The sequence below is a fragment of the Alteromonas sp. ABH4_452 genome, from assembly GCF_056311825.1.
This window is the reverse complement of record NZ_CM149973.1, coordinates 4126723-4148382: the sequence shown is the minus strand read 5'-3', so window position 1 is coordinate 4148382 and position 21660 is coordinate 4126723. Positions and strand designations below refer to the sequence as shown.

The window sequence follows — 21660 nt, the reverse complement described above, 5'->3', positions numbered from 1 at the left end:
AAACATGCAACTTAATTAACAGGCCCTAATAAAAAGCCTAACGACCCTTAGGTAATTAGGCTTTTCGATAGCGCTAGGCTACCTTTATCATTTGCTTATTATTTACTTACCGTTCGCTTATAAACTATCGTCGTTAAGATTAAGCGCACCGCGAAGGAAGTTCAGCAGCGTACAAATCTCTGCTGACATTAGCGCAAACTCTGCATCAAGGCGAGCTTCTACCTGATCCTTTGGTACGTCGTCAGTTTCTTCTTTAATGCGGTCGGTGAACTTAATACGCTTAATGGCGCCATCTTCACACATAATAGCCGTTAGGGTTTCTGCATATTCAAACGCGACTTTTTGAACCAGCTTACCGGCATCTAGGTGAATACTGATTTCTTCGCTATCAAGCGGCTGGTTCTTACAGCGAATAACACTGCCCGTGTCGTCGGTAGATTTAAGCTCAGCTTCTTCAAGTAGCCCTACACCTTCCGGTGTTGACTCGGTAACCCAATGCGTAAGTTCGCTTTGAAGGCTTCTACGCGTAAACGGCACTACTGGAAGTGAACCTATGGCCTTTCTTACCATGGCCAAAAAGGCTTCGGCTTTGCCGTCAGACGACGCATCAACCACTACCAAGTTGTCGGCAAGGGAAATAAAACCGTGGGTGTAGGTGTTTTTCGTAAAGGCCTGTGGCAGCAAGCGTGTCTGAATTTCTTGCTTAAGGTCAGCTTTGGCTTTTTTGCCAACTGGCGAACCGGTTTCCATTTCAATTTTAGCTACCATCTCGTCAAGCTCGGCATTGACCACAGCACCGGGCAAAATCTTTTCTTGTTTCTTTAGCGTTATCCAAAAACGCTGTTGAACAACATGAAACATGGTACCTTGCTTACCAGCCTGAGAAAACGGAGAGGCAAACCCCATGGTTGCCAAATCTTGGCTGCCGCACGGGCGAAAAGCATGTTCGTTTAAGACTCGCTCTAAATCACCCTCGTCTAGCGATAACGGCTGAGTAATTTGATAGGCTTTTACATTTTTAAACCACATAGTGTAAGCATTCTCTTAATAAAAATAGGGCGCAAGCGTATCAACGTAAGACTTGCGGTGCAATTGAATAAAGGGTTGTTAAATACATAAAAGGGCGCTTGTAGTGCGCGCCCCAAATTGAAAATAGTAAAAAGGCTTACACACTCTTTTTGGGAAAACGAATGATGTACTGTAAGCCGTTGCCGAGTGTACTGTCAGCTTCAATATGGCCATGCAGGGACTGCGTAACTAGATTATACATAATATGTGTGCCCAAACCGCTGCCACCTTGGCCTCGTTTAGTAGTAAAGAAAGCATCAAACAATTGACTTAATTCTTCTTCACTTAAGCCCCTGCCGTCATCCTTATAGTAAAGAACAACATTATCACCTTCTTCTTTTACATCGAGGGTTACCGTGCCTGCGTTTTTGCCTTCAAAGCCGTGCATAAGCGAGTTAACGACCATATTTGTAACAATCTGTGCAATAGCGCCGGGGGCACAGGTTACTACTAAATTGTCAGGGCAGATTACGTTAATTTGATGTTCGGTTTGCTTGAAACTCGGCTTTAGGGACTGGATGATCTCGTTGATGTATTCGCCTAATACAAACTCGCGTTCGGTTTCACTGGTTTGATCAACAGCTACTTGCTTAAAGCTGGCGATAAGATCTGAGGCGCGCTCTAAATTACTCAAAAGTAAAAGTGCAGTTTGCTCGGCTTCGTCAATAAAGCTTGCCATATTTTTACTGGTTAGGCTTTTATCTTCAAAATCAGTCTTCAGGTTGTTTAGTCGCTCTTGCAGAAAACTGGCTGCGGTGACGCTCACCCCTAACGGGGTGTTTACGTCGTGTGCAATACCGGCAACAAGGCCGCCAAGCGACGCCATGCGTTCGGATTCTACTAACTGCTCTTGTGCTTGGTGAAGGGTATCCATAGAACTGGCTAGTTCTTGATTGCGTTTGCGAAGCTCTGCTTCTATATATTGGCGATTTTCATTTTCCTGCCGTAGCTCTCGCTGGTGGGCGATAAGCTCGTCTTTCTGCTGCTCTAAATCAAGCATGATTTGCGACAAAGACGCGGTTTTCTTAGCCACTTCCTGTTCTAAAATGAGGTTTTGATCATCTAACTTTTTATTGGCAAGCGTTAGCTCGCTTTGCGCATTATTCAACTTATTATTTGAAGCGATAAGGTCATCAATAACATTGTTGTACGATTCTTTAAGCTGCAATAGCTCGTTATCATCATCCAGCTTGATGTTGAACTTACTCTCTTCCGGGTGCTGAGGGTTGAAATTGCCCATTTGCTCAGTGATGGACTGTAAGGGTTCAGAGAGCATGGTGCGAAAGGCTGTCATAAATAAGAAAACAAGGAAGGTTGTCTTCACTATCGCGTTGCCGATAAGAAAGAAAACACCTACTTCAATACGGCTAAATATAGTGTCGAAGCTTGAGTATAAAGTAACATCGCCGACGGTAGACTCACGGCCAGAGAATTTGAAAACCAGTGGAAAGCTATAGCTAAAAACGCCTCCGGGATGATCCTCTATCAGCTCTTGGTCGACAGGCGCGGGAGAGCGCTGGACCCGAATGCCGTACTCGGCAATGTAGTTACCATTTTCACCACGAACTTGCAGACCTTCTACAATAGGTAGTGACATTAAGCCTTCAGCAATGGCTCGGACTTGGTCGTTGTTAAGCTCCCATAGCGCGCGAGTAAGACTAGAAGAAAAGGTGTTTTTTAACGTTTGAAGCTCGCTTTCAACATGATTTTTGGTGCTGAGATATTCTGTGAAAATTTGTCCTACTGTCACAATAAGTGTGAGCGCAAAGTATACCGATAATACCCTTGCTAAGAGCTTCCTTGATAACCCTGTCTTGACCGCAGCCATAGAAAAACACACCCCTGTTACTTCGGACTTTGCATGATTCTCCCACTTGTGGTGAAAGCACCATTTTGAATTACATACATGTAGATATTTTTGACAATTCAAGAATATGCGCAATTGTATGAATAAACAAGATTGTATGTATAAACTTTGGACGAAGCGTGTTTTAAAACCGTATTAAACTTGACACATTAATGTAATCGTTTTAATAAAACTGTCACAGACCACATTAATAATAACGGCGTTTATAAATGAGCAGGAATATTACGATGTCTCGTACAGTGTTGGTGGTTGAGGACGAAGCGCCTATCCGTGAGATGCTTAAGTTCGTACTTGAGCAATCTGGTTTTAATATTATTGAAGCCGAAGATTTCGACATCGCGCAAGAAAAAATTTGCGAGCCTTACCCAGATTTGATTCTACTGGATTGGATGCTACCGGGTGGAAGCGGTGTACAACTGGCTAAAAGTTTAAAGCAACACGAGTTTACTCGTGACATTCCCGTTATCATGCTTACGGCCCGTGGTGAAGAAGAAGATAAAATTCGCGGCCTAGATGCAGGTGCTGACGATTACGTGACTAAACCCTTCTCGCCAAAGGAACTAGTGGCAAGAATTAAAGCGGTAATGCGCAGAGTCACGCCTACATCAAACGAAGAGCCCATTGAGTTTAACGGACTTAAACTTGAACCTGTATCGCATCGCGTTATGGCCAATGAAGAGCCATTAGATATGGGGCCCACAGAGTTCAAGCTATTGCACTTTTTCATGACTCATCCAGAGCGAGTATACAGCCGAGAACTGCTACTTGATAACGTGTGGGGCACCAATGTATACGTGGAAGACAGAACAGTAGATGTACACATCCGACGCTTGCGCAAAGCTATCTCTCGCCACGGACATGATGCTATGATCCAAACCGTACGCGGTGCGGGTTATCGTTTTTCTACTAAGCTTTAGTAAGATGTAGTGTTTAGGGATTGGTATGACGCCATTCCTTTCACTTCTATGCGCCACCTTAGCGTGCGCCTATTTCCACTTTCAACAACGCGAGCTATTTCATGTATTACCCTTTCTCTTGGTTGAGAAGTACATTGCGCTTAGTGCTATTCCTTGTGGTTTTTGCGCTGGTCGGGTGGTACCTGGATGATATGTTATTCGCTGTCGCCATAGGTGCGACTTTGTTACTGCTGTTTAACTATTGGCACCTTTATAAGCTGAATCGCTGGCTGTGGCATAGTCGCAAAATGTCTCCTCCTACCGTGCGAGGTGTATGGGAGCATATTTATGAAGGTATCTATTACCTTCAGCGTCGAAATCGCAACAAGCGTAAAGAGCTTGGCGAGTTAGTAAAACGCTTTAGAGAGGGGTCTGAAGCCTTACCAGATGCAGCGGTAGTGGTTGACTCAAAGGCATGTATTATCTGGTGTAATCGTCTTGCCCGTTTAGATCTTGGGTTGAAATGGCCTCAAGACTCAGGCCGGCGCATAGACAACTTATTACGCCACCCTGAATTTATTCAGTACTTTCATGCTGGTAATTACAAATACCCTATTGAAGTACCGTCGCCAACGAACCCCAATAAAACTTTCGAATATCGGATAATGCCCTATGGCGACGAGCACCTTCTGCTGATTGCTCGTGATATAACGCGTGTATCTCAGCTTGAAGAAATGCGTAAAGACTTTGTGGCGAACGTATCTCACGAGCTTCGCACGCCGCTCACGGTTATAAATGGGTACTTAGAAATTCTTCCGGTTGATGAAGCGTCAGACCCGTTTATGCATAAAGCGATGAAAGAAATGACATCGCAAACCCAGCGTATGCAAAACTTAATTGAAGACTTATTAGTGCTATCGCGCATTGAAGCAAGTTCGGAACGTATTTATGAAAATACCGTTAATATACCCGTGGTCCTCGCGCAAGTGGAACGAGAAGCTCAAGCGCTGAATAAAGAAAAAAATCACACGATAAACTTCCATATTGACAAAGAGCTATATGTCTTTGGTGTGGAAACCGAACTACGCAGTGCCTGTTCTAATTTGGTGTTTAATGCCGTTCATTACACCCCCGCTGGTGGCGAGATAAACGTATATTGGCGCCGCGGTACGAGTGGCGCGCAGTTTTCTGTTGTAGACAACGGTGAGGGCATTGAACAGAACCATCTTAATCGCTTAACAGAACGCTTTTACCGTGTGGATAAAGCCCGTTCCCGTAAAACCGGTGGTTCAGGCTTGGGGTTGTCCATTGTAAAACACGTGCTAAGTCATCATAATTCTCGATTAGAGATAACCAGTACGTTGGGCGAGGGCAGTAACTTCTCCTTCGTGTTGGATAACGAGTTAATTGCAGAGCAGCTGTAATCTTAAGAGGCAGTAAACCTTGGTGAGCAAACGTCATAACATAGTGAATGGGCTATGCCATAGTTTCATGAGCTTATTGTTGGTAATGAGCCTGTTGATGCCACTTAAATTACTCGCCAGCACTCAGCTTATGCAAAGCTCTTCTTCTGTTCCAAGCACTTATCAAGTGCCCGCCTATGAACGCAAGCCCGGTGTTGCAGGGAAAATATCCTCAGTGGGCTCAGATACACTGGCAAACTTGATGACCTTTTGGTCACAGGAATTCAAAACTCTCTACCCTCAGGTCGGCTTTCAAATTCAGGCATCTGGTTCATCTACCGCTCCGCCGGCACTTATTGAAGGTACTGCCACCATAGGCCCCATGAGCCGGGAATTAAAACCCAGTGAAATACGCGACTTCACGCGAGTTCACGGTTACCCACCTACGGTATTAAAAGTAGCAATGGACGCTATCGCCATTTTTGTAGATAGGCGCAATCCGCTGCCGGGTATGACCCTCGAGCAAGTTGACGCGGTGTTCTCTGAAACCCAGTTTTGTGGCAGCAATACCGCCATTACCAATTGGTCTCAGCTCGGCGTTGACGATATAGGCTACCGTTCTCCTATCAGGCTGTACGGTCGAAATTCAGTATCGGGTACTTATGGCTTGTTTAAAGTGATGGCGCTGTGTGATGGGGACTTTAAAAATACGGTTAATGAACAACCTGGCTCTGCATCAGTGGTGTTATCTGTTGCTAGTGGAACTGGCGCTATTGGCTATGCCGCTTACGGTTACAAAACCGCCGGGGTTCGCGCTCTGCCACTAGGTGAATCGCTAGATAGCTTAATCCCTCTTTCTATTGACACTGTGCGCAACGAAACCTACCCCTTTGCCCGTTTTCTTTATTTAGTGATAAATAAAAAGCCCGGCGAGCCTTTACCTACTTTAGAACGGGAGTTTTTGCGCTATATCTTGTCACAGGAAGGGCAGCAGCAGGTGTTAAGAGATGGCTATTTCCCTATTCGTGAAGATGTATTGGTGCGCCAGCGTCGATTACTTGGTGAATAAATAAGCCAAATTTATGTGATGAAATCGTTTCGGCGTTGCCGTACGATTTCATGGTTATTCACTGAATAAGCACTATCCAAAACACATGTGCCAATAACCTTGAGTGGTCATGATTGTTGTCACAAAACAGTAATGTAACTTCATGAATACCAGGTTTATCTTAGACAAAAGATCAATTTTCAATGAAGAATAAAAGACTTATCTCAGCCAATTTGGCCAATGTGAGTTCTGCAACTATCTGAAAATAAGTAAAAAATAAAGTCCCATACAGCTTTAAGCATTAATTGTGTGATTTTTTAGCTCAAAATTGAACTTTTTATGTGAAACTTTTGTTACAGCGCCTTAATGTAACAAATGTGTCATCTACCTCAGTTAAAGTTTCCGCGTTTTTAAAATCCATAATTATACCGTACTTGGAGAAACACATGGAACTTAAGCAACTTTTCAAAGCTTCAGCTATTGCTACAGCGCTTGTGCTAGCTGGCTGTGGTGGCGATATTAATATCAGTGAAGGTGATATTGATAACAGCGTAACTAATAACAATGGTGGCGACACTGGTGGCGATACTGGTGGCGATACTGGTTCAGATGATACAGCTCCAGGTGAAGTAAGCTCTTTCCTAAGTGGTGAAGTTTCTGATGCGTTCGGCCAGTCGGTTGAAGTACGCGTTCTTTCTGGTCGTTTAACAGCTGATGATGCTGACGATCAAGGCGTTATCACGCTAACTAATGACACAGTGTGGGCACTTGAAGGTCCAGTATTTATTGGTAACGACAAAGCAGACAGCGTAACGCTAGCAATCGAAGAAGGTACAATCATCTTTGGTCGCACTGGTGCAGATTACCTTGTAGTTAGCCGTGACTCTCAAATTGAAGCAGAAGGCACAGCATCTTCTCCAATCATCATGACATCTTTCAACGACGTTGTAGGTGACGAAGTTGGAGCAGGCCAATGGGGTGGTGTAGTTATCCTTGGTAACGGTACTTCAACTAAATGCCCGCAAGACGGCTCTGACTGTGCACTTCAGGTTGAAGGTGCAGAAGAAGGTGCGGTATTCGGTGGTACAGACGATACAGATAGCTCTGGTATCCTTAAGTACGTTGTTGTTAAATACGCTGGTTTTGAAATTGCGCCAGACAACGAACTTAACGGTATTACTTTTGGTGGTGTTGGTTCAGGTACAGAAGTTGACTATGTACAAGTACACAGCAACGCGGATGACGGTGTAGAATTCTTCGGTGGTGCGGTAAACGCGAAACACCTAGTTTTAACAGCTAACCAAGATGACTCAGTAGACTGGGACAACGGTTATAAAGGTAAGCTTCAGTATGTTTATGTTCAGCACGCTGCTGACAACTCTGACGCAAACCGCGGTATTGAAGGTGACGGCGACGGTGGTGACGGTCTAGAATTCTCTAAGCCAATGATCGCTAACATGACAGTTATCGGTAACACTTTCGACACAGCTGACGCAGATTCTGAAGGTTTACTACTTCGCGACCAAACTGGCGCAAACCTAATGAACTTCCTTATCACTGGTCCAGAAGCAATGGGCGAGTGTTTAGAAATGGACACAGACGAAACGGTTCAAGCTAACCTTTCTGACGGTGACCTAACCATGACTTACTCAGCTATCGCTTGTTCTGAGCCGTTCAACACGCCAGAAGGTGCAGTTGACCTAGAAGCGTGGTTTACAGGTCAAGAAGGCAACCAGCTAATCGCCTTTGAAGACCGCGCAAATCTTGGTCTTAACCCAGATGGCACATTAACAGCTCAAAGCGACCTTCTTACCGCCGGTGGCGACGCATCTACGTTGCTTGATACTTTCTTTGAAGCAAACACATTCATCGGTGCTATCGGTGAAGATGACTGGCGTCAAGGTTGGGCATTTGGCTTCGGTGGCGGTAACATCGAACTAGCACAATCTGCTTCTGGCTGCCCATCGGGTACTACTTCTATCACACCAGTAGACGGTTCAACCACTACGTGTGAAGTGTCTGGCACCATCACGTCTGACCTAACGCTTACAGAAGGTAACTTCTACGCGCTTTCAGGTGCAGTATTTGTAGGTGGCGACAAAGAAAACAGCGCAACGCTTACTGTTGAGCCAGGCGTAACTGTTTATGGCGCATCTGGTAACGACTACTTAGTAATCAGCCGTGACTCAGAAATTAATGCAAACGGTACTGCTGAAGACCCAATCACATTCACTTCACGTGACCACGTTGTTGGCGGTCTTGAAGCGGGTGAAGCTGGTCAATGGGGCGGCATGATTGTTCTAGGTAACGGCGAATCTACTAAGTGCCCTCAAGACGGTACTGACTGTTCACTTCAAGTTGAAGGTGCACAAGAAGGTGCAGTGTTCGGTGGTACAGATAACACTGACAGTTCAGGTACGCTTCGCTACGTTCGCGTAATGCACGGTGGTTTCGAAATCGCCCCAGATAACGAACTAAACGGTATTACGTTTGGTGGTGTGGGTTCTGGTACTACTGTTGAGTATGTACAAGTACACAAAAACGCAGACGACGGTGTTGAGTTCTTCGGTGGCGCAGTAAACGTTAAATATCTTACGCTAACAGGCATCCAAGATGACTCTGTAGACTGGGATAACGGTTACAAAGGTAAACTACAATTTGTTCTTGTTAAGCACGCAGAAGACAACTCTGATGCTAACCGCGCAATTGAAGGCGACGGTGACGGCGGTGACGGTACTGCGTTCTCTAACCCAATGGTTGCTAACATGACTATCATTGGTAACGAGTTCGATACTGCTGACTCTGATTCTGAAGGCGTTCTTCTTCGCGACCAGACAAATGCACAGCTTTATAACTTCGTAGTTACTGGCCCAGCGGGTATGGGTGAATGTTTCGAAGCTGACCTAAGCGATGGCGACACTACGCTACTTGCTAACATGGACGGCACTAACGACCCACAACTTACTTTTGAAACGTCTGTACTAGCATGTGCGGAAAACATCAAAGATTCTGGTGACTTTAGCCAAGAAGACTGGTTCACCGCACAAACAGGTAACAGCCTACTTGATAATACTGCGACAGTACTTAACGGTATCTACACAGTAGACGCAACTGCTGCGACTGACGTATCGACGCTAGACAGCTTCTTCTCTTCAGTAGACTTTATCGGCGCAGTTAAAGACGCTGATAACGACTGGACTGCGGGATGGACTGTTGGTCTTGAATAAGACCCAGTTCGCATAGCTAAAAACAAGCAAGTGCGTTGCAAAAGTGGCGCACTTGCTTTTAAGTTTGTAAGACACGAATTATTTTCGTGAATGTATTCCTTTCTAAAGAGGTTCATCATGAACAGACCTGCTAACAGGTTTCTTCTAAAGCCCATTAGCTTAGCCGTTGCAGCAAGTATTTTGCTTCCAGCGTCTATAGCCAACGCTCAATCAAATGAAGACGAAGTGATTGAGGAGGTTGTCGCTACCGGTACGCGCTTAAAAGGCACCGCGACAGCAGTAATGGAAGAACGTAAAAATCAAGCCTTCGTAGCTGATATCATGGGTGCTGAGCAGATTGCTCGTACTGGTGACAGTGATGCTGCGGGTGCACTTCGCCGTGTAACTGGTCTAACACTGGTAGATGGTCGTTTCATCTACGTACGTGGTCTTGGTGAGCGTTACTCATCAACACAATTAAACGGCGCAATCGTGCCAAGCCCAGATCCAACGCGTAACGTAATACCTCTCGACTTGTTCCCGTCGAGCATTATAGAAAGCCTTGCGGTTCAAAAATCGTATTCGCCTTCCATGCCTGCGGCATTCGGTGGCGGTAACGTAAATATCCGATTGAAATCTATACCTTCACAGCGTGTTTTCAACGTATCAGCTGCGGTTGGTATCGATACGGAAAACTCTGGCGATGTCCTGGATTATGCTGGTGGCGGTCGCGACTGGACAGGTGAAGACGACGGAACCCGCGCAGCCTCTTCTGCTATCCAAGAGCGTTGGGATTCAAAGAATTTCCTAGACGACCTAGAGCCCGAGGAAGCGCTAGAGTTGTTCAAGGGCGTTAACAGAGAATATGGGCTTGAGAGAGAATCTGCTGACCCAGATATGCGCGTTAACGTTACCTATGGTGACAGTTACGACTACGATGACGACTGGCGCTTTGGCTTTTTGGTAACTTCACGTTACTCAGCCCAAACTCGCTCTTCTGAAGAATACGAGCTACAAGACCCTGACTTAGTGGGCGATGACATTATCAATGTACGCTTCTTTGACGATATTCAAGGTACTGAGCAAACGGTGACTTGGTCTTCACTATTAACATTAGGTGTAGACTACAACCGTCAACATCGTATTGATTACAGCCTTATTGTACTAAACGACACTCGCGATGAAATTCGCGAAATGTTTGGTAACACGGAAAACTTAAACCAAGCAGAAGGTTTGCGTATTCGCGATATCGACGTTCAGTACGAAGAACGCTCGCTTTATACCAATCAGATTAAAGGTCAGCACACCATCCCAGAACTAAACTTCATGGGTATTGACTGGACTTACTCGTTGGGTCGCTCTGTACGTCATGCGCCGGGTAACTTCAATGCGCGTTTCGTAATGGAAGACGTGAACCAAGACGGCATCTTCGATGATGAAAACGAAATCTTCTTGTCAGATGCACAAACTGCGGCTCGATATACGTTTCAAGACCTTCACGACCGCTTGGAGAATTTTGGTTATAACGTGACTTACCCAATGACAATGGGTAAGTGGGAAACTGAGTACAAAGTGGGTGCAAGCTTTGTAACCAAAACACGTACTGCTGAAAACCGTCGTTTCGACATCAATACACTTGGTGTTGAAGACCGTTCAATTCTAGACGGTAACGACTTTAGCGAAATTTTCAGCGACAGTGTTCTAGACACCCTATCTTTGTCTAGCCGACCCATTATTCGTGATACGACTATTGCCGGTGATGACTATGTAGCGGGCCAGAAAATTGATGCTTACTATCTAGAAGCTGATTTCTTCTATGACAACAAGTGGCGTTTCACTGGTGGTGCACGTTATGAAGACTTCCGTCAGGTAGTGGCGCCGCTAGACCCGCGCACAAACCAGTTTGACTTGAGTGACGAAGCGGATCGTTCGCAGCTTGCGTTCCAAGAAGACGGTTTTTATCCAGCACTTGCAGTGACTTACTTCTTAGAAGACGATATGCAGCTACGTGCAAGTATCGGTCAAACGGTTGTACGTCCCGATCTTCGTGAGGTTTCTTCGGCGACTTACTTAGACCCGTTAACTAACTTCCCGATTGCTGGTACACCTGGTGTAAGCACAACAGATATCATTAACTATGATTTACGTTGGGAGTGGTATCGCGAAGCAGGTAACAACGTGTCTGTAGGCCTATTCTATAAAGACATGGAGGCGCCGATTGAATCGGTACAGTCTCCGGCTCAGGATGGTCCACCCCTAATTCGTATTGCTAACGCTGAATCTGGCGAGGTTTACGGAGTTGAAGTTGAATTCCTACAAGACTTAGCCTTTATTGGCGACGGTATTTGGGACAACTTGTTTACTACAGGTAACATCACTGTCAGTGATTCTGAAATCGTATTAGATCGTCAGAATATCGTTGAGCAAACTGGTGTTTCTGCGGCAATTACTAATGTTGAGCGCCGAATGACCGGCCACTCTCAGTATGTACTTAACATGCAGTTGGGTTATGACTCTGATAACGGTGAACACACTGCATCATTAGTCTATAACGTATTCGGTGAGCGTATTCTAATTCCGGGTATTGATGGTTTCGACGATAACTTCGAGCAACCATTTCATTCATTGGATATGGTATACAAGTACTACCCAGACTTTAATAGCACTGTCACATTACGTGTTCAGAATATTCTAGGCGAAGATCGTGAAATTGAATTTAACGATACCCTGCTTAGGTCTGAGACACGAGGTACAGGTATTAGATTGTCATTTAAATATGACTTCTAAAAACTGAACTTATCCTTAAGGCCGCTACATGCGGCCTTTTTTATGAGTTAAACATGACACTTTCGGTTCTAATATGACAGTTTCGTAATAAAACTGTCACAGAAAAACTCTATCCTACGCGCAGAAATTTATAGTCGGATACAACCGATTTCTTTTAACTTTAAAGGTTTGAATGTATGAAGCTTATCAATGCTTTGTTAGTTGCAGGTGCGCTTACAGCGACACCGGTACTGGCACAAGACGATGAAGTCTTAAAACCCGTTGTCGATGAGGCAGCGAAAATCAATGAGTCAGCGGCAAAATCGCAAGAAAAAATAAACGGTATTACCGATCAAATTGACAGCAAACTTCAACAGTTCAAAACATTGATGAAAGAAATCGAAGGCCTTGAGGTTTATAACACTCAGCTTCGTAAGCAAATCAATAACCAAGAACAAGAAATGGCAGATCTGAACTCAGCTATTGACGAAGTGTCTGTTGTTGAACGCCAAATCACGCCACTTATGATGCGTATGATTGACGGCCTAGAGCAGTTTGTTGCTTTAGACGTACCTTTCCTTCCAGAAGAGCGCGCTAACCGCGTCGCTGACCTTCGCGCCATGATGGACCGCGCCGATGTTGCTGCATCTGAAAAATTCCGCCGCGTTATGGAAGCGTATCAAGTAGAGATGGATTACGGCCGCACCATGGAAGCGTATAGCGGTATTCATTCAATTAACGGTCAAGAACGTGACGTAGAATTCCTACGCCTTGGTCGTACAGCGCTAATTTATCAAACACGTGATGCTAGCATGCAGGGTGTTTGGAACAAGCAAACCCGTCAGTGGGAAGAGCTTGATAGCAGCTACCGTACACAAATTACAAAAGGTCTGCGCATGGCGAAGAAGCAACTTGCACCAGACTTGCTAATGCTGCCAGTGGCAATTACAGACTAAGAGGTTGATGAGAATGTTTAACACAGTAAAACGTATCGCTGTTGGTCTAGCAGCCCTTAGCATCAGCGTTGGTGCTTTCGCACAAAGCGACCGTGCGATGGACTTAGACGCACTTCTTAAACAGCTAGAAGAAGGTCAGTTCGCACAGTCACAGCAAAACAAACAGCGTGAGCGCGACTTCCAAGCACAACGTGCAGATCAAGACCGTATTCTTCGTGAAACCCGCGAAAAGCGCGACCAAATGCTTGCGCAGTCTGAACAGCTTGAAACTCAGTTTGAAGAAAACGAATTCAAACTGGCTGACTTAAACGGTGCACTAGACACGCGTCTTGGTTCACTAAAAGAGCTGTTCGGTGTGCTGCAGCAAATCGCTGGCGACACCAAAAACAAATTCTATAACTCGGTTATTTCTGCGCAAATTCAAGGCCGTTCAGAGTTCCTTGACCAAATGGCACAAGATATGGGTTCAAGCTCAAAACTTGCTTCAATTGAAGAGATTGAGCGCGTGTGGTTTGAAATGCAGCGTGAAATGACTGAATCAGGCAAGGTGACTACCTTTACCACTGACGTTGTTGAAGCAGGCGGCGAGAAAGTGAACAAATCTGTTGTACGTGTAGGTCCGTTCGCGCTAGTTGCCGACGGTAAATACCTAGACTACAACGGCGTGACCGGCACAGTGTCTGAACTAGTACGTCAGCCTGCTGACCGCTACATGAGCTCTGCGGCAGAGCTTCAAGCATCAAATGGCGAGTTAGTTCAATTCGGTATCGACCCAACAGGTGGTTCTATCCTAGGTCTTCTTGTTCAAGCGCCTAATCTTAAAGAGCGTGTAGAGCAGGGCGGTGTTGTAGGTTATATCATTCTTATCGTTGGTGCGTTTGGTTTACTACTTGCTCTAGAGCGTCTTGTAACGCTTACGCTAACGCGCATGAAAGTGAACAAGCAGCTTAAGAGCAAAGAAGTTAACACTAACAACCCGCTTGGCCGTGTACTTAAAGTCCGTGACGAGCACCCAGACGCTGACGTTGAAGCGCTTGAGCTTCACCTTACAGAAGCGATTTTGGGCGAAGTGCCTAAGCTAGGTCGTAACTTAACTATCATTAAGATTATCTCAGTAGTTGCGCCGCTTATGGGTCTACTAGGTACGGTAACGGGTATGATTAACACCTTCCAAGCAATTACCTTGTTTGGTACAGGTGACCCGAAACTGATGGCTGGTGGTATTTCAACAGCACTTGTAACAACAGTACTAGGTCTTGTTGTAGCGATTCCAATGACACTGCTTTACGCAATGCTAAACACACGTTCTAAGAACATTGTGTACATCCTACAAGAACAGGCGTCTGGCGTAATTGCAGAGCGCGCTGAGCGAGGCTAATCATGATCGAGTTTCTAGAAGCAATTCGCGATTTCACAGAAACAGGGGGCCAGGTTCTCCTGGTCATCGGTCTGCTGATATTCGTTATGTGGCTTTTGATCCTCGAGCGTGCGATGTATCTGATGGTTTGGCACAAGCAAGCCAAGAAAGAAGCGGTAGCAATGTGGACTGCACGTGCTGATCGCTCTTCTTGGTTCGCTGAGCAAGTTCGTCAGAAAACAATTTCACAGTTGACCATGCGCCTTAACGGCAGCATCCCAATTATCCAGTCACTGGTAGCGCTTTGTCCGCTGTTAGGTTTGATGGGAACGGTTACCGGTATGATTGAAGTGTTCGATGTAATGGCGATTGCGGGTTCAGGTAATGCTCGTTCAATGGCATCAGGTGTATCGAAAGCCACTATCCCGACAATGGCGGGCATGGTTGGCGCACTTTCAGGCGTATTCGCCGCTACCTGGTTAACTCGTATGGTGAAATCAGAACGCACGCATCTTGAGGATGCATTGATTATTCAACGTTAATGCTAGCTAAGCGTTAAGGTAAGGTATTTATTATGAAGCAGCACTTTCAAAACCTAGTCGATGAGGAAGAAGCAAACATCGACATGACGCCCATGCTGGACGTTGTATTTATCATGTTGATCTTCTTTATCGTGACTGCGTCATTTGTGAAAGAAGCCGGTATCGATGTTAACCGTCCTGAAGCAGCCACCGCTGTGAAAAAGGATCGCGCTAATATCCTTATCGCTATTTCAGATAAAGGTGAAATTTGGATTAACAAACGTCGTATCGACGTTCGCGCAGTACAGGCGAACATCGAGCGCCTACACGCTGAAAACCCACAGGGTACTGTTGTTATTCAGGCTGACAAAAAGGCCACAACAGAAACCTTAATTAAGGTTATGGACGCGTCGCGAGCCGCTGGTGTTTACGATGTTTCGATTGCAGCCCAAGAGCAATAAATCATGCCACGATATTTAATCGCATTTGTTATTTCCCTTGCGATCACGTTAGGCCTGTTCTTCTTGATGCAATCGCTTATCAAGATGGGTGGCAGCGCACTAACTGAGCCGCCTAAAGGAAGCGTGCTTGACTTCGTAAGGGTTAAGCAGGATGAACAGGTTGAGAAAAAAGATCGTAAGCCGAAGAAGCCACCTAAGCCAGAAGAGCCGCCACCGCAAATGGAGCAGCCTCAAATGGACTCGCCTTCTCCAGATGCAGAAGGTACATCAATGGACTTTGGTGCTGAAGTGGGAGACGACATCTCGCTAGAGGGCGGTTTGGCTCTTGAATCTGGTGACGGTGAATATCTGCCTATTGTTAAAGTTGCGCCGGTATATCCACGACGTGCTCTTCAGCGGGGTATTGAAGGTTTCGTTATCGTTGAATTTACGGTAACTAAGCAAGGCGCAGTACGCGACCCGATTGTTGTTGAAGCTAACCCTTCTGGTATTTTTGAACAAGCGGCGATAGATGCGGCAATGAAGTTCAAATATAAGCCTCGAGTAGTAAATGGCGAAGCAACGGAAGTGTCTGGTGTACAAAACCGTATTACGTTCCAAATTGACGGGTAACAGAACATGATGAAAAAACAGACGAATACATTGCTTAGTGCACTGGCGTTTGCATTTGCATCGGCCACGGTATCTGTACCTAGCATGTTGGTTGCCAATGATGCTGTTGCGCAAGAGCAAAAAGCCAGCGAGAAGAAAACTCGCCGTGTACCTACACTTCGCGGCAAGGTTTACGAGCAGTTAGCCCGGGCCCAAACGGCAGCAGATGAAGCGGGTAATGTTGAAGAAGCTATCGCTATTTTGAAAGAAGTAGAAGATAAGGCTGACTCAATGAACGCTTATGAAAAAGCCATGATGTACAACTTTTTCGGCTTCATTTATTACAACAACGAAGACTATGCAAAAGCATTGGAATCGTTTGCCAAGGTAGTAGAGCAGCAGCCAATTCCTGAAAAGTTCGAAATGACCACGCTTTTCAGTTTGGCCCAGCTTAACCTTATGCAGGGTAATTACGACGATACCATCACTTACCTAGAGCGTTGGGAAAGTCTAAATACGGGTCCAGTACCGGTTAAAAATAAAGTGATAAAAGCCCAAGCGTACTATCAGAATAAGAAGTACGACGAAGCTGCAATGTGGATTTCTGAAGCCGTTGCCGATCACGAAGCAGAAGGCATGATCCCTGATGAAGGGTGGTTAATTCTTCAACGTGCTATTTTTTACGAACTCAAGCAGCCTCAAAAGGTTAAAGACGTTCTTATTAAAATGGTTAAGTTGTTTGACGAGCCTAAGTATTGGATCCAGCTAGCTGGTATGTACGGTGAGCTAGGTGAAGAGCGCAAGCAATTGGCCATCATGGAAACCGCTTACCAACGTGGATTTGTTAATACGTCAGCTGATGTGTTCAACATGGCGCAGCTTTATTACTATCACCGTGTACCTTATAAAGGTGCTAAGTTGATGGAACAGGCGATGAACGACGGTGTGCTCGAGAAAAACTTGCGCAACCTTAAGTTCTTAGGTCAAAGTTGGTCACTTGCTAAAGAGCAAGACAAAGCCATTCCCGTTATGATGCAAGCGGCTGAACTGTCTGAAGACGGTGAGTTAGATGCACAGTTAGCGCAAATTCTTCTTAATGAAGAACGTTTTGACGACGCAATCGCTGCTGCAGACCGTGCTGTTGAAAAAGGCGAGTTGAGAAACCCTGGTTTGGTTTACTTGATAAAAGGCATGGCACTTTACAATAAAAAGCAGTATGCCCTTGCGCTTAACCAATTAGCAGAAGCTGAAAAGCACCAGAAAAGCCGTGCTATGGCACAGCAATGGAAGCAGTTTGTGCAGGGCGAAAAACGCCAAGCTGACGCTATCGCTGCAGAGCTTGGTGCCAGTTAAAGCTAGCGGTTGAATGCAAGCGTTAATTGAAAAGGTCGATAAAATATCGACCTTTTTTTATATCTTCATGGGTAATTAACTATGCGGACTGGTATGAAATTAGAAGTCGCGAAACTGTTGCTTTGTCAGTTTGCCTTTAAGTGACCATAAGTGGCTATAAATGATTAAGGGAGCAAATCCGTTACTGATGCCATTTGGCCTTCCGCCTCTAACTGATTCCAATGGCTTTTAGTATCTAGTATTTCCTGTTTGATTGAAAAAAAACACTCTACTAGTTTGGGGTCGAAATGTTTCCCTGCCCCCTCCTGAATATATTCAAATGCTTCTTCGTCAGACCATGCTTTTTTATAAGGGCGTTTCATCGTAAGGGCGTCGAATACATCGGCAATGGCGACAATGCGCGCGCTTTCGGGAATGTCTTCACCCGCCAAGCCTTCGGGGTAGCCTGTACCGTTCCATTTTTCGTGGTGACATAATGCAATTTCCGCCGCAAGGTTAAACAAAGGTGTATCGCACTGCGAAAGAATTTTGTGGCCAATTTGTGCATGGGTGCGCATCACCTCCATTTCGCTGTTTATAAGGCGACGAGGCGCTTTCAAAATTGCATCGGGAATACCGATTTTACCTGTGTCATGCATAGGCGCAGCTTGCGCCAACAAGCAAGCGTCGTCATAGGACCAGCCGCAGGCAATAGCTAAACATTTGCTGTAGGCAGCCATGCGCCAAATGTGGTGTCCTGTGTCTGTGTCATTATAGTGTCCTGCTGCCGCTAACATAGTAATGGCACTTTGCTGGCTTTTGCTAAGCTCTTCAGTGCGTTTTGACACCAAGTTTTCGGTAGTACGCATTTGATGAGCAAGACTAATATGTGTTTTCACGCGCGCTAGTGTAATGCTGGGAGATACTGGCTTGGTTATGTAGTCGACGGCGCCAAGCTTGAAACCCTTCTCCTCGTTTTCTCCTTGGGTCAACGCTGTGACAAAAATGATCGGAATCTGGCTTAGCAATCTGTCAGTTTTTAATTGTTTGCATACTTCAAACCCGTCCATACCTGGCATCATAATATCTAGCAGTATTAGGTCTGGCGTAAACTGCTGAACTATTTTGAGGGCAACCGCGCCGGATGGCGCGACCTTTACATCATAATAAGGGCTTAGTATTCCAAGCAATATATCAATATTGGCTGGCTCGTCGTCTACAACGAGGATACTGAATTTTTGTGCTACTTTATTCTGCTTGTTCATGCTTAATTTCATCTATGATTTTTTGCGCCACAACTAAAGCCCCTTCGAAATCATACACAGAGGCTCGCTGTTTTAATTGACTTATGCTGTGTGAATGGGCTGAATCACCATGGCAAGCTGCAACTTCAGTAATATAGTCAAGTGCTTTTGCATCATAAGCTTCAAGAAAGGTTTTTATTTGGTATAGAGATAAGAGCAGAGGCTCCGTTCCCATATTTTTACTTTGAACCGAGTCATTTTTTTGGCCTGTTTTATCTATGGTATGCGCAATTAAACGCAGCGTCGCATCTAGTTCGAAAGAAAGCTTTGCAATGTACTTGGCAATAACCGAATCCGGACGTTGTTGAACGTCTGCAATACATTGTAAATGTCGTTCTAGCGTACTTGCCCCAATCCTCTGAGCATCTGCGGTTAAATTTATTAATAGCTGGCTTGTGCAGGACGGCGTATGAAGAATATTGAGCAGGTCCGACATTACGCTTCGTTGACTATACTTGTTGTAGAAATCTAATAGTGCAGTGAAGAACTTATTGGATCCGTCCAACGGCATGATTTCAACGTAGCCAGAGTGAATATGAATATCAATGGTATGAACAATTTCGTTTGCTGTGGCGGGTTTGACTAAGTGATGGCACATACCAGCCGCTAGCGCTTTTTCCGACGCTTCATTGGTTTCATCAGCACTTAGCGCGATAATTGGCGTGAACCAATTTCCATTTTGCGTCAGTGTTTCTGCGATGTCGTAACCAGATATGTCTGGTAGGTGGCAGTCAAGTAAGATGGCGTCAAAGGTATTCGAGTTGCACAGTGCCAGCGCATACTCTCCCGTTGTTGCCGTTAACACTTTTATGCCTAAGTCAGTTAGGATTTGTTGGCTTATTTCCACACTTATTAGGTCATCGTCTACTACTAATACTCGTTTACCTGCCAATCGATTGGTTCGCCACTTTTTGCTTTCAAGACCTTCGGTTGCCTCCTGATTTGTTGGCACTTGCAAAGGTGATAAAGCGGAAATGATTTCGCTTTCTGTAAATGGAAGCTCAATAATTCGAACATCGTTAGGGAAGGTTTTTCCGAATCGCTTACGAACGTCTTCTCGACAAAATGGGGTGATCAGAACATTGACGTTTAAGTCGCGGTATTCACCAAATTGCATGTGATTGGCAAAGCGTTTCCAGCTAGATTCATCAATGGGTAAATAAGCGATGCTAAAGGGCGCCTGCTGTGGCAATAGCCCTTCTGCCTGATCTACAATTTGACAGTTGATGTTGAGTCTTTCTAACGTTTGACAAAGAATATGACATCCTTGCTCCACGCTTTCGTGTGTCTGAATGCAAAGTACTTCTGGGGGGACGGAGACAGGAAGTAAAGCCTCAGCAGGCTTCTCGTCATCAATGCAGACCGGAAGCGAGAATGCAAAGCAACTTCCCTCATTGATTTGGCTTTCAAGGGTCAGTTCTCCGCCCATGAATTCTACAAGTCGCTTACAAATTGCAAGCCCTAACCCAGTACCACCAAACTTTCGAGAAATGGATGCGTCAGCCTGTTCGAAGGCATTGAAAAGCTTTGCTTTGCCCGCATCGCTAATTCCCATTCCGGTATCGCTTACACTAAAGAAAAGGTGATTATTCCGCTTATCGACTTTAAGTAGAACGTAACCTTTTTCTGTAAACTTGATAGCGTTACTTAAAAGATTCAACAAAACTTGGTAGATTTTTTCGCTATCGCCCTTGCATGGTGTGTTGGTATTGCAGCGAATATCAAAAAGTAACTGAAGATGTTTTTGCTGTGCTTTTACTTGAAACACCTGCGCCAGCTTTTCTATCATTCTACTTAACGTAAACGGTTCATCGAGAATGTCTATTTTATTGGCTTCAACTTTGGAAAAGTCCAAGATACTATTCATCAGCTCGAGTAACGCATTTGAACTTCGCTGAACTTTCTCTAAGTATTGCTGGCGCTGTTCATTATCGTTTGTTTCTAAGGCCAAATGCGTCAAACCAATGATGGCGTTCATCGGCGTCCTTATCTCGTGGCTCATTGTAGCAAGGAAGTCGGTTTTAGCTTTGTTTGCACTTTGCGCTTCGTCATAGGCTTTTTGTAGCTTCTGTTCAATGGCTTTTTGACCGCTAATATCGTTGAATACACCCACATGCCCGTCTGGTTCACCTTCGTTATTCATCAGCGGTACCGCAACGATAGAAATGGGGAATAGCCTGCCTCGCTTATCGGTAAAAAAGTCTTCATATGAGGTATAAGACTTTCCTTCGCGAATAGCGAGGTTTACTGGGCACTGCTCTCTAGGCAGGAGGGTGCCGTCTCCCTTTTGGTAATGGACGGTATCGTGAAAACGACGGTCTTGAAGTTCTTCTAAAGTCCACCCTAGAAGCTGAGAAGCGGCAGGATTGAGAAATTGTGTTTGACCCGCTGCATTTACTGCATAAACCCCTTCTCCAATACTATCGGTAATGCTGCGGTAAAAAGCGCGTCCTTCAGAGAGACGCTTTTCTAAACGCTTCTGTTGAGAAATGTCTGTCCCAATAACAATAAGGTGGTCGACAAGGGTTGCTTTTTTAACAACTGGAACCACAGTGGCAAATACATACCAAGGTTCACCCGTTTTTCTTATGCTGTGAACTTCGCCTTGCCATATTTTGCCTAGTGAAAGTGAGCTGAAGATCTCTTGCTTTTCATCGGCTGTAATATTGGTGATGTCGAAGGCGGTGATATTTTCACCCACTATTTCTTTCTCAGAAAACCCTGAGAATTCACAACACTTTTCATTAGCACTAAGGATATTCCCTTTTACATCCATAGTTGCAACCATGCCATGCTTGTCCATAGCCTGACGTTCTAGCAACGGGCGGTTCACAACCCAAAGCCCTTTGTAAGACGTAAAGTTAATCTAGAGCAAGACAGCGGG

General features: G+C 45.1%; 15 protein-coding genes. 11 read left to right on the top strand and 4 right to left on the bottom strand.

The window, feature by feature from the left end:
- Positions 1-117: 117 nt before the first annotated feature.
- On the bottom strand, positions 118-1029 hold the full coding sequence (gene rdgC / locus ACYX4N_RS17775) for a recombination-associated protein RdgC (protein WP_025256534.1): 912 nt from the start codon (positions 1027-1029) through the stop codon (positions 118-120).
- Between the two features lie 136 nt (positions 1030-1165).
- Positions 1166-2896: a sensor histidine kinase gene (locus tag ACYX4N_RS17770; RefSeq protein ID WP_476054978.1), complete on the bottom strand. Its 1731-nt coding sequence runs from the start codon at positions 2894-2896 to the stop codon at positions 1166-1168.
- Between the two features lie 266 nt (positions 2897-3162).
- Here ACYX4N_RS17770 and phoB point away from each other — a divergent pair, with 266 nt between their 5' ends.
- The 11 genes from phoB (at position 3163) to ACYX4N_RS17715 (ending at position 17493) form a co-directional block, all read left to right on the top strand.
- Positions 3163-3852 carry a phosphate regulon transcriptional regulator PhoB gene (gene phoB, locus ACYX4N_RS17765; RefSeq protein WP_118490259.1) on the top strand — a complete coding sequence of 230 codons (690 nt, stop codon included), beginning with the start codon at positions 3163-3165 and terminating at the stop codon, positions 3850-3852.
- Positions 3853-3953: 101 nt separating this feature from the next.
- A complete protein-coding gene (phoR, locus tag ACYX4N_RS17760) occupies positions 3954-5255 on the top strand; it encodes a phosphate regulon sensor histidine kinase PhoR (protein WP_474808694.1) in 1302 nt (433 codons plus the stop codon).
- Positions 5256-5352: 97 nt separating this feature from the next.
- Complete coding sequence (locus ACYX4N_RS17755; RefSeq protein ID WP_476054977.1) at positions 5353-6303, top strand: PstS family phosphate ABC transporter substrate-binding protein; 951 nt, start codon at positions 5353-5355, stop codon at positions 6301-6303.
- Positions 6304-6728: 425 nt separating this feature from the next.
- On the top strand, positions 6729-9509 hold the full coding sequence (locus ACYX4N_RS17750) for a hypothetical protein (protein WP_474808690.1): 2781 nt from the start codon (positions 6729-6731) through the stop codon (positions 9507-9509).
- Positions 9510-9626: 117 nt separating this feature from the next.
- On the top strand, positions 9627-12275 hold the full coding sequence (locus tag ACYX4N_RS17745; RefSeq protein WP_476054976.1) for a TonB-dependent receptor domain-containing protein: 2649 nt from the start codon (positions 9627-9629) through the stop codon (positions 12273-12275).
- A 176-nt stretch (positions 12276-12451) separates the two neighbouring features.
- Positions 12452-13210 (top strand): DUF3450 domain-containing protein, encoded by a 759-nt coding sequence (locus ACYX4N_RS17740; RefSeq protein WP_474806290.1) that lies wholly within the window; start codon positions 12452-12454, stop codon positions 13208-13210.
- Between the two features lie 13 nt (positions 13211-13223).
- Positions 13224-14588 (top strand): MotA/TolQ/ExbB proton channel family protein, encoded by a 1365-nt coding sequence (locus ACYX4N_RS17735; protein ID WP_476054975.1) that lies wholly within the window; start codon positions 13224-13226, stop codon positions 14586-14588.
- A gap of 2 nt (positions 14589-14590) precedes the next feature.
- The gene (locus ACYX4N_RS17730) at positions 14591-15109 is read left to right on the top strand and encodes a MotA/TolQ/ExbB proton channel family protein (protein ID WP_025256525.1); all 519 of its coding nucleotides are present in this window, start codon (positions 14591-14593) and stop codon (positions 15107-15109) included.
- A gap of 32 nt (positions 15110-15141) precedes the next feature.
- Positions 15142-15549, top strand: a complete 408-nt coding sequence (locus ACYX4N_RS17725) for an ExbD/TolR family protein (protein WP_012517280.1) — start codon at positions 15142-15144, stop codon at positions 15547-15549.
- A gap of 3 nt (positions 15550-15552) precedes the next feature.
- Positions 15553-16161 (top strand): energy transducer TonB, encoded by a 609-nt coding sequence (locus ACYX4N_RS17720; RefSeq protein WP_014948290.1) that lies wholly within the window; start codon positions 15553-15555, stop codon positions 16159-16161.
- 6 nt (positions 16162-16167) lie between these two features.
- Positions 16168-17493, top strand: coding sequence for a tetratricopeptide repeat protein (locus ACYX4N_RS17715; RefSeq protein ID WP_474853660.1), 1326 nt, complete (start codon positions 16168-16170; stop codon positions 17491-17493).
- A 164-nt stretch (positions 17494-17657) separates the two neighbouring features.
- Here ACYX4N_RS17715 and ACYX4N_RS17710 read toward each other — a convergent pair whose 3' ends face one another.
- Together ACYX4N_RS17710 and ACYX4N_RS17705 are read right to left on the bottom strand one after the other, a co-directional pair.
- On the bottom strand, positions 17658-18737 hold the full coding sequence (locus tag ACYX4N_RS17710) for a response regulator (RefSeq protein ID WP_476054973.1): 1080 nt from the start codon (positions 18735-18737) through the stop codon (positions 17658-17660).
- On the bottom strand, positions 18721-21609 hold the full coding sequence (locus ACYX4N_RS17705) for an ATP-binding protein (protein WP_476054972.1): 2889 nt from the start codon (positions 21607-21609) through the stop codon (positions 18721-18723). The genes ACYX4N_RS17710 and ACYX4N_RS17705 overlap by 17 nt, the downstream gene beginning before the upstream one ends.
- Between the last annotated feature and the right edge of the window lie 51 nt (positions 21610-21660).

Excerpts from the sequence above, each read along its gene's own strand:
- rdgC (WP_025256534.1), bottom strand. The coding sequence starts at position 1,029 with ATGTGGTTTAAAAATGTAAAAGCCTATCAAATTACTCAGCCGTTATCG.
- ACYX4N_RS17770 (WP_476054978.1), bottom strand. The coding sequence starts at position 2,896 with ATGGCTGCGGTCAAGACAGGGTTATCAAGGAAGCTCTTAGCAAGGGTA.
- phoB (WP_118490259.1), top strand. The coding sequence starts at position 3,163 with ATGTCTCGTACAGTGTTGGTGGTTGAGGACGAAGCGCCTATCCGTGAG.
- phoR (WP_474808694.1), top strand. The coding sequence starts at position 3,954 with ATGTATTACCCTTTCTCTTGGTTGAGAAGTACATTGCGCTTAGTGCTA.
- ACYX4N_RS17755 (WP_476054977.1), top strand. The coding sequence starts at position 5,353 with ATGCCACTTAAATTACTCGCCAGCACTCAGCTTATGCAAAGCTCTTCT.
- ACYX4N_RS17750 (WP_474808690.1), top strand. The coding sequence starts at position 6,729 with ATGGAACTTAAGCAACTTTTCAAAGCTTCAGCTATTGCTACAGCGCTT.
- ACYX4N_RS17745 (WP_476054976.1), top strand. The coding sequence starts at position 9,627 with ATGAACAGACCTGCTAACAGGTTTCTTCTAAAGCCCATTAGCTTAGCC.
- ACYX4N_RS17740 (WP_474806290.1), top strand. The coding sequence starts at position 12,452 with ATGAAGCTTATCAATGCTTTGTTAGTTGCAGGTGCGCTTACAGCGACA.
- ACYX4N_RS17735 (WP_476054975.1), top strand. The coding sequence starts at position 13,224 with ATGTTTAACACAGTAAAACGTATCGCTGTTGGTCTAGCAGCCCTTAGC.
- ACYX4N_RS17730 (WP_025256525.1), top strand. The coding sequence starts at position 14,591 with ATGATCGAGTTTCTAGAAGCAATTCGCGATTTCACAGAAACAGGGGGC.
- ACYX4N_RS17725 (WP_012517280.1), top strand. The coding sequence starts at position 15,142 with ATGAAGCAGCACTTTCAAAACCTAGTCGATGAGGAAGAAGCAAACATC.
- ACYX4N_RS17720 (WP_014948290.1), top strand. The coding sequence starts at position 15,553 with ATGCCACGATATTTAATCGCATTTGTTATTTCCCTTGCGATCACGTTA.
- ACYX4N_RS17715 (WP_474853660.1), top strand. The coding sequence starts at position 16,168 with ATGATGAAAAAACAGACGAATACATTGCTTAGTGCACTGGCGTTTGCA.
- ACYX4N_RS17710 (WP_476054973.1), bottom strand. The coding sequence starts at position 18,737 with ATGAACAAGCAGAATAAAGTAGCACAAAAATTCAGTATCCTCGTTGTA.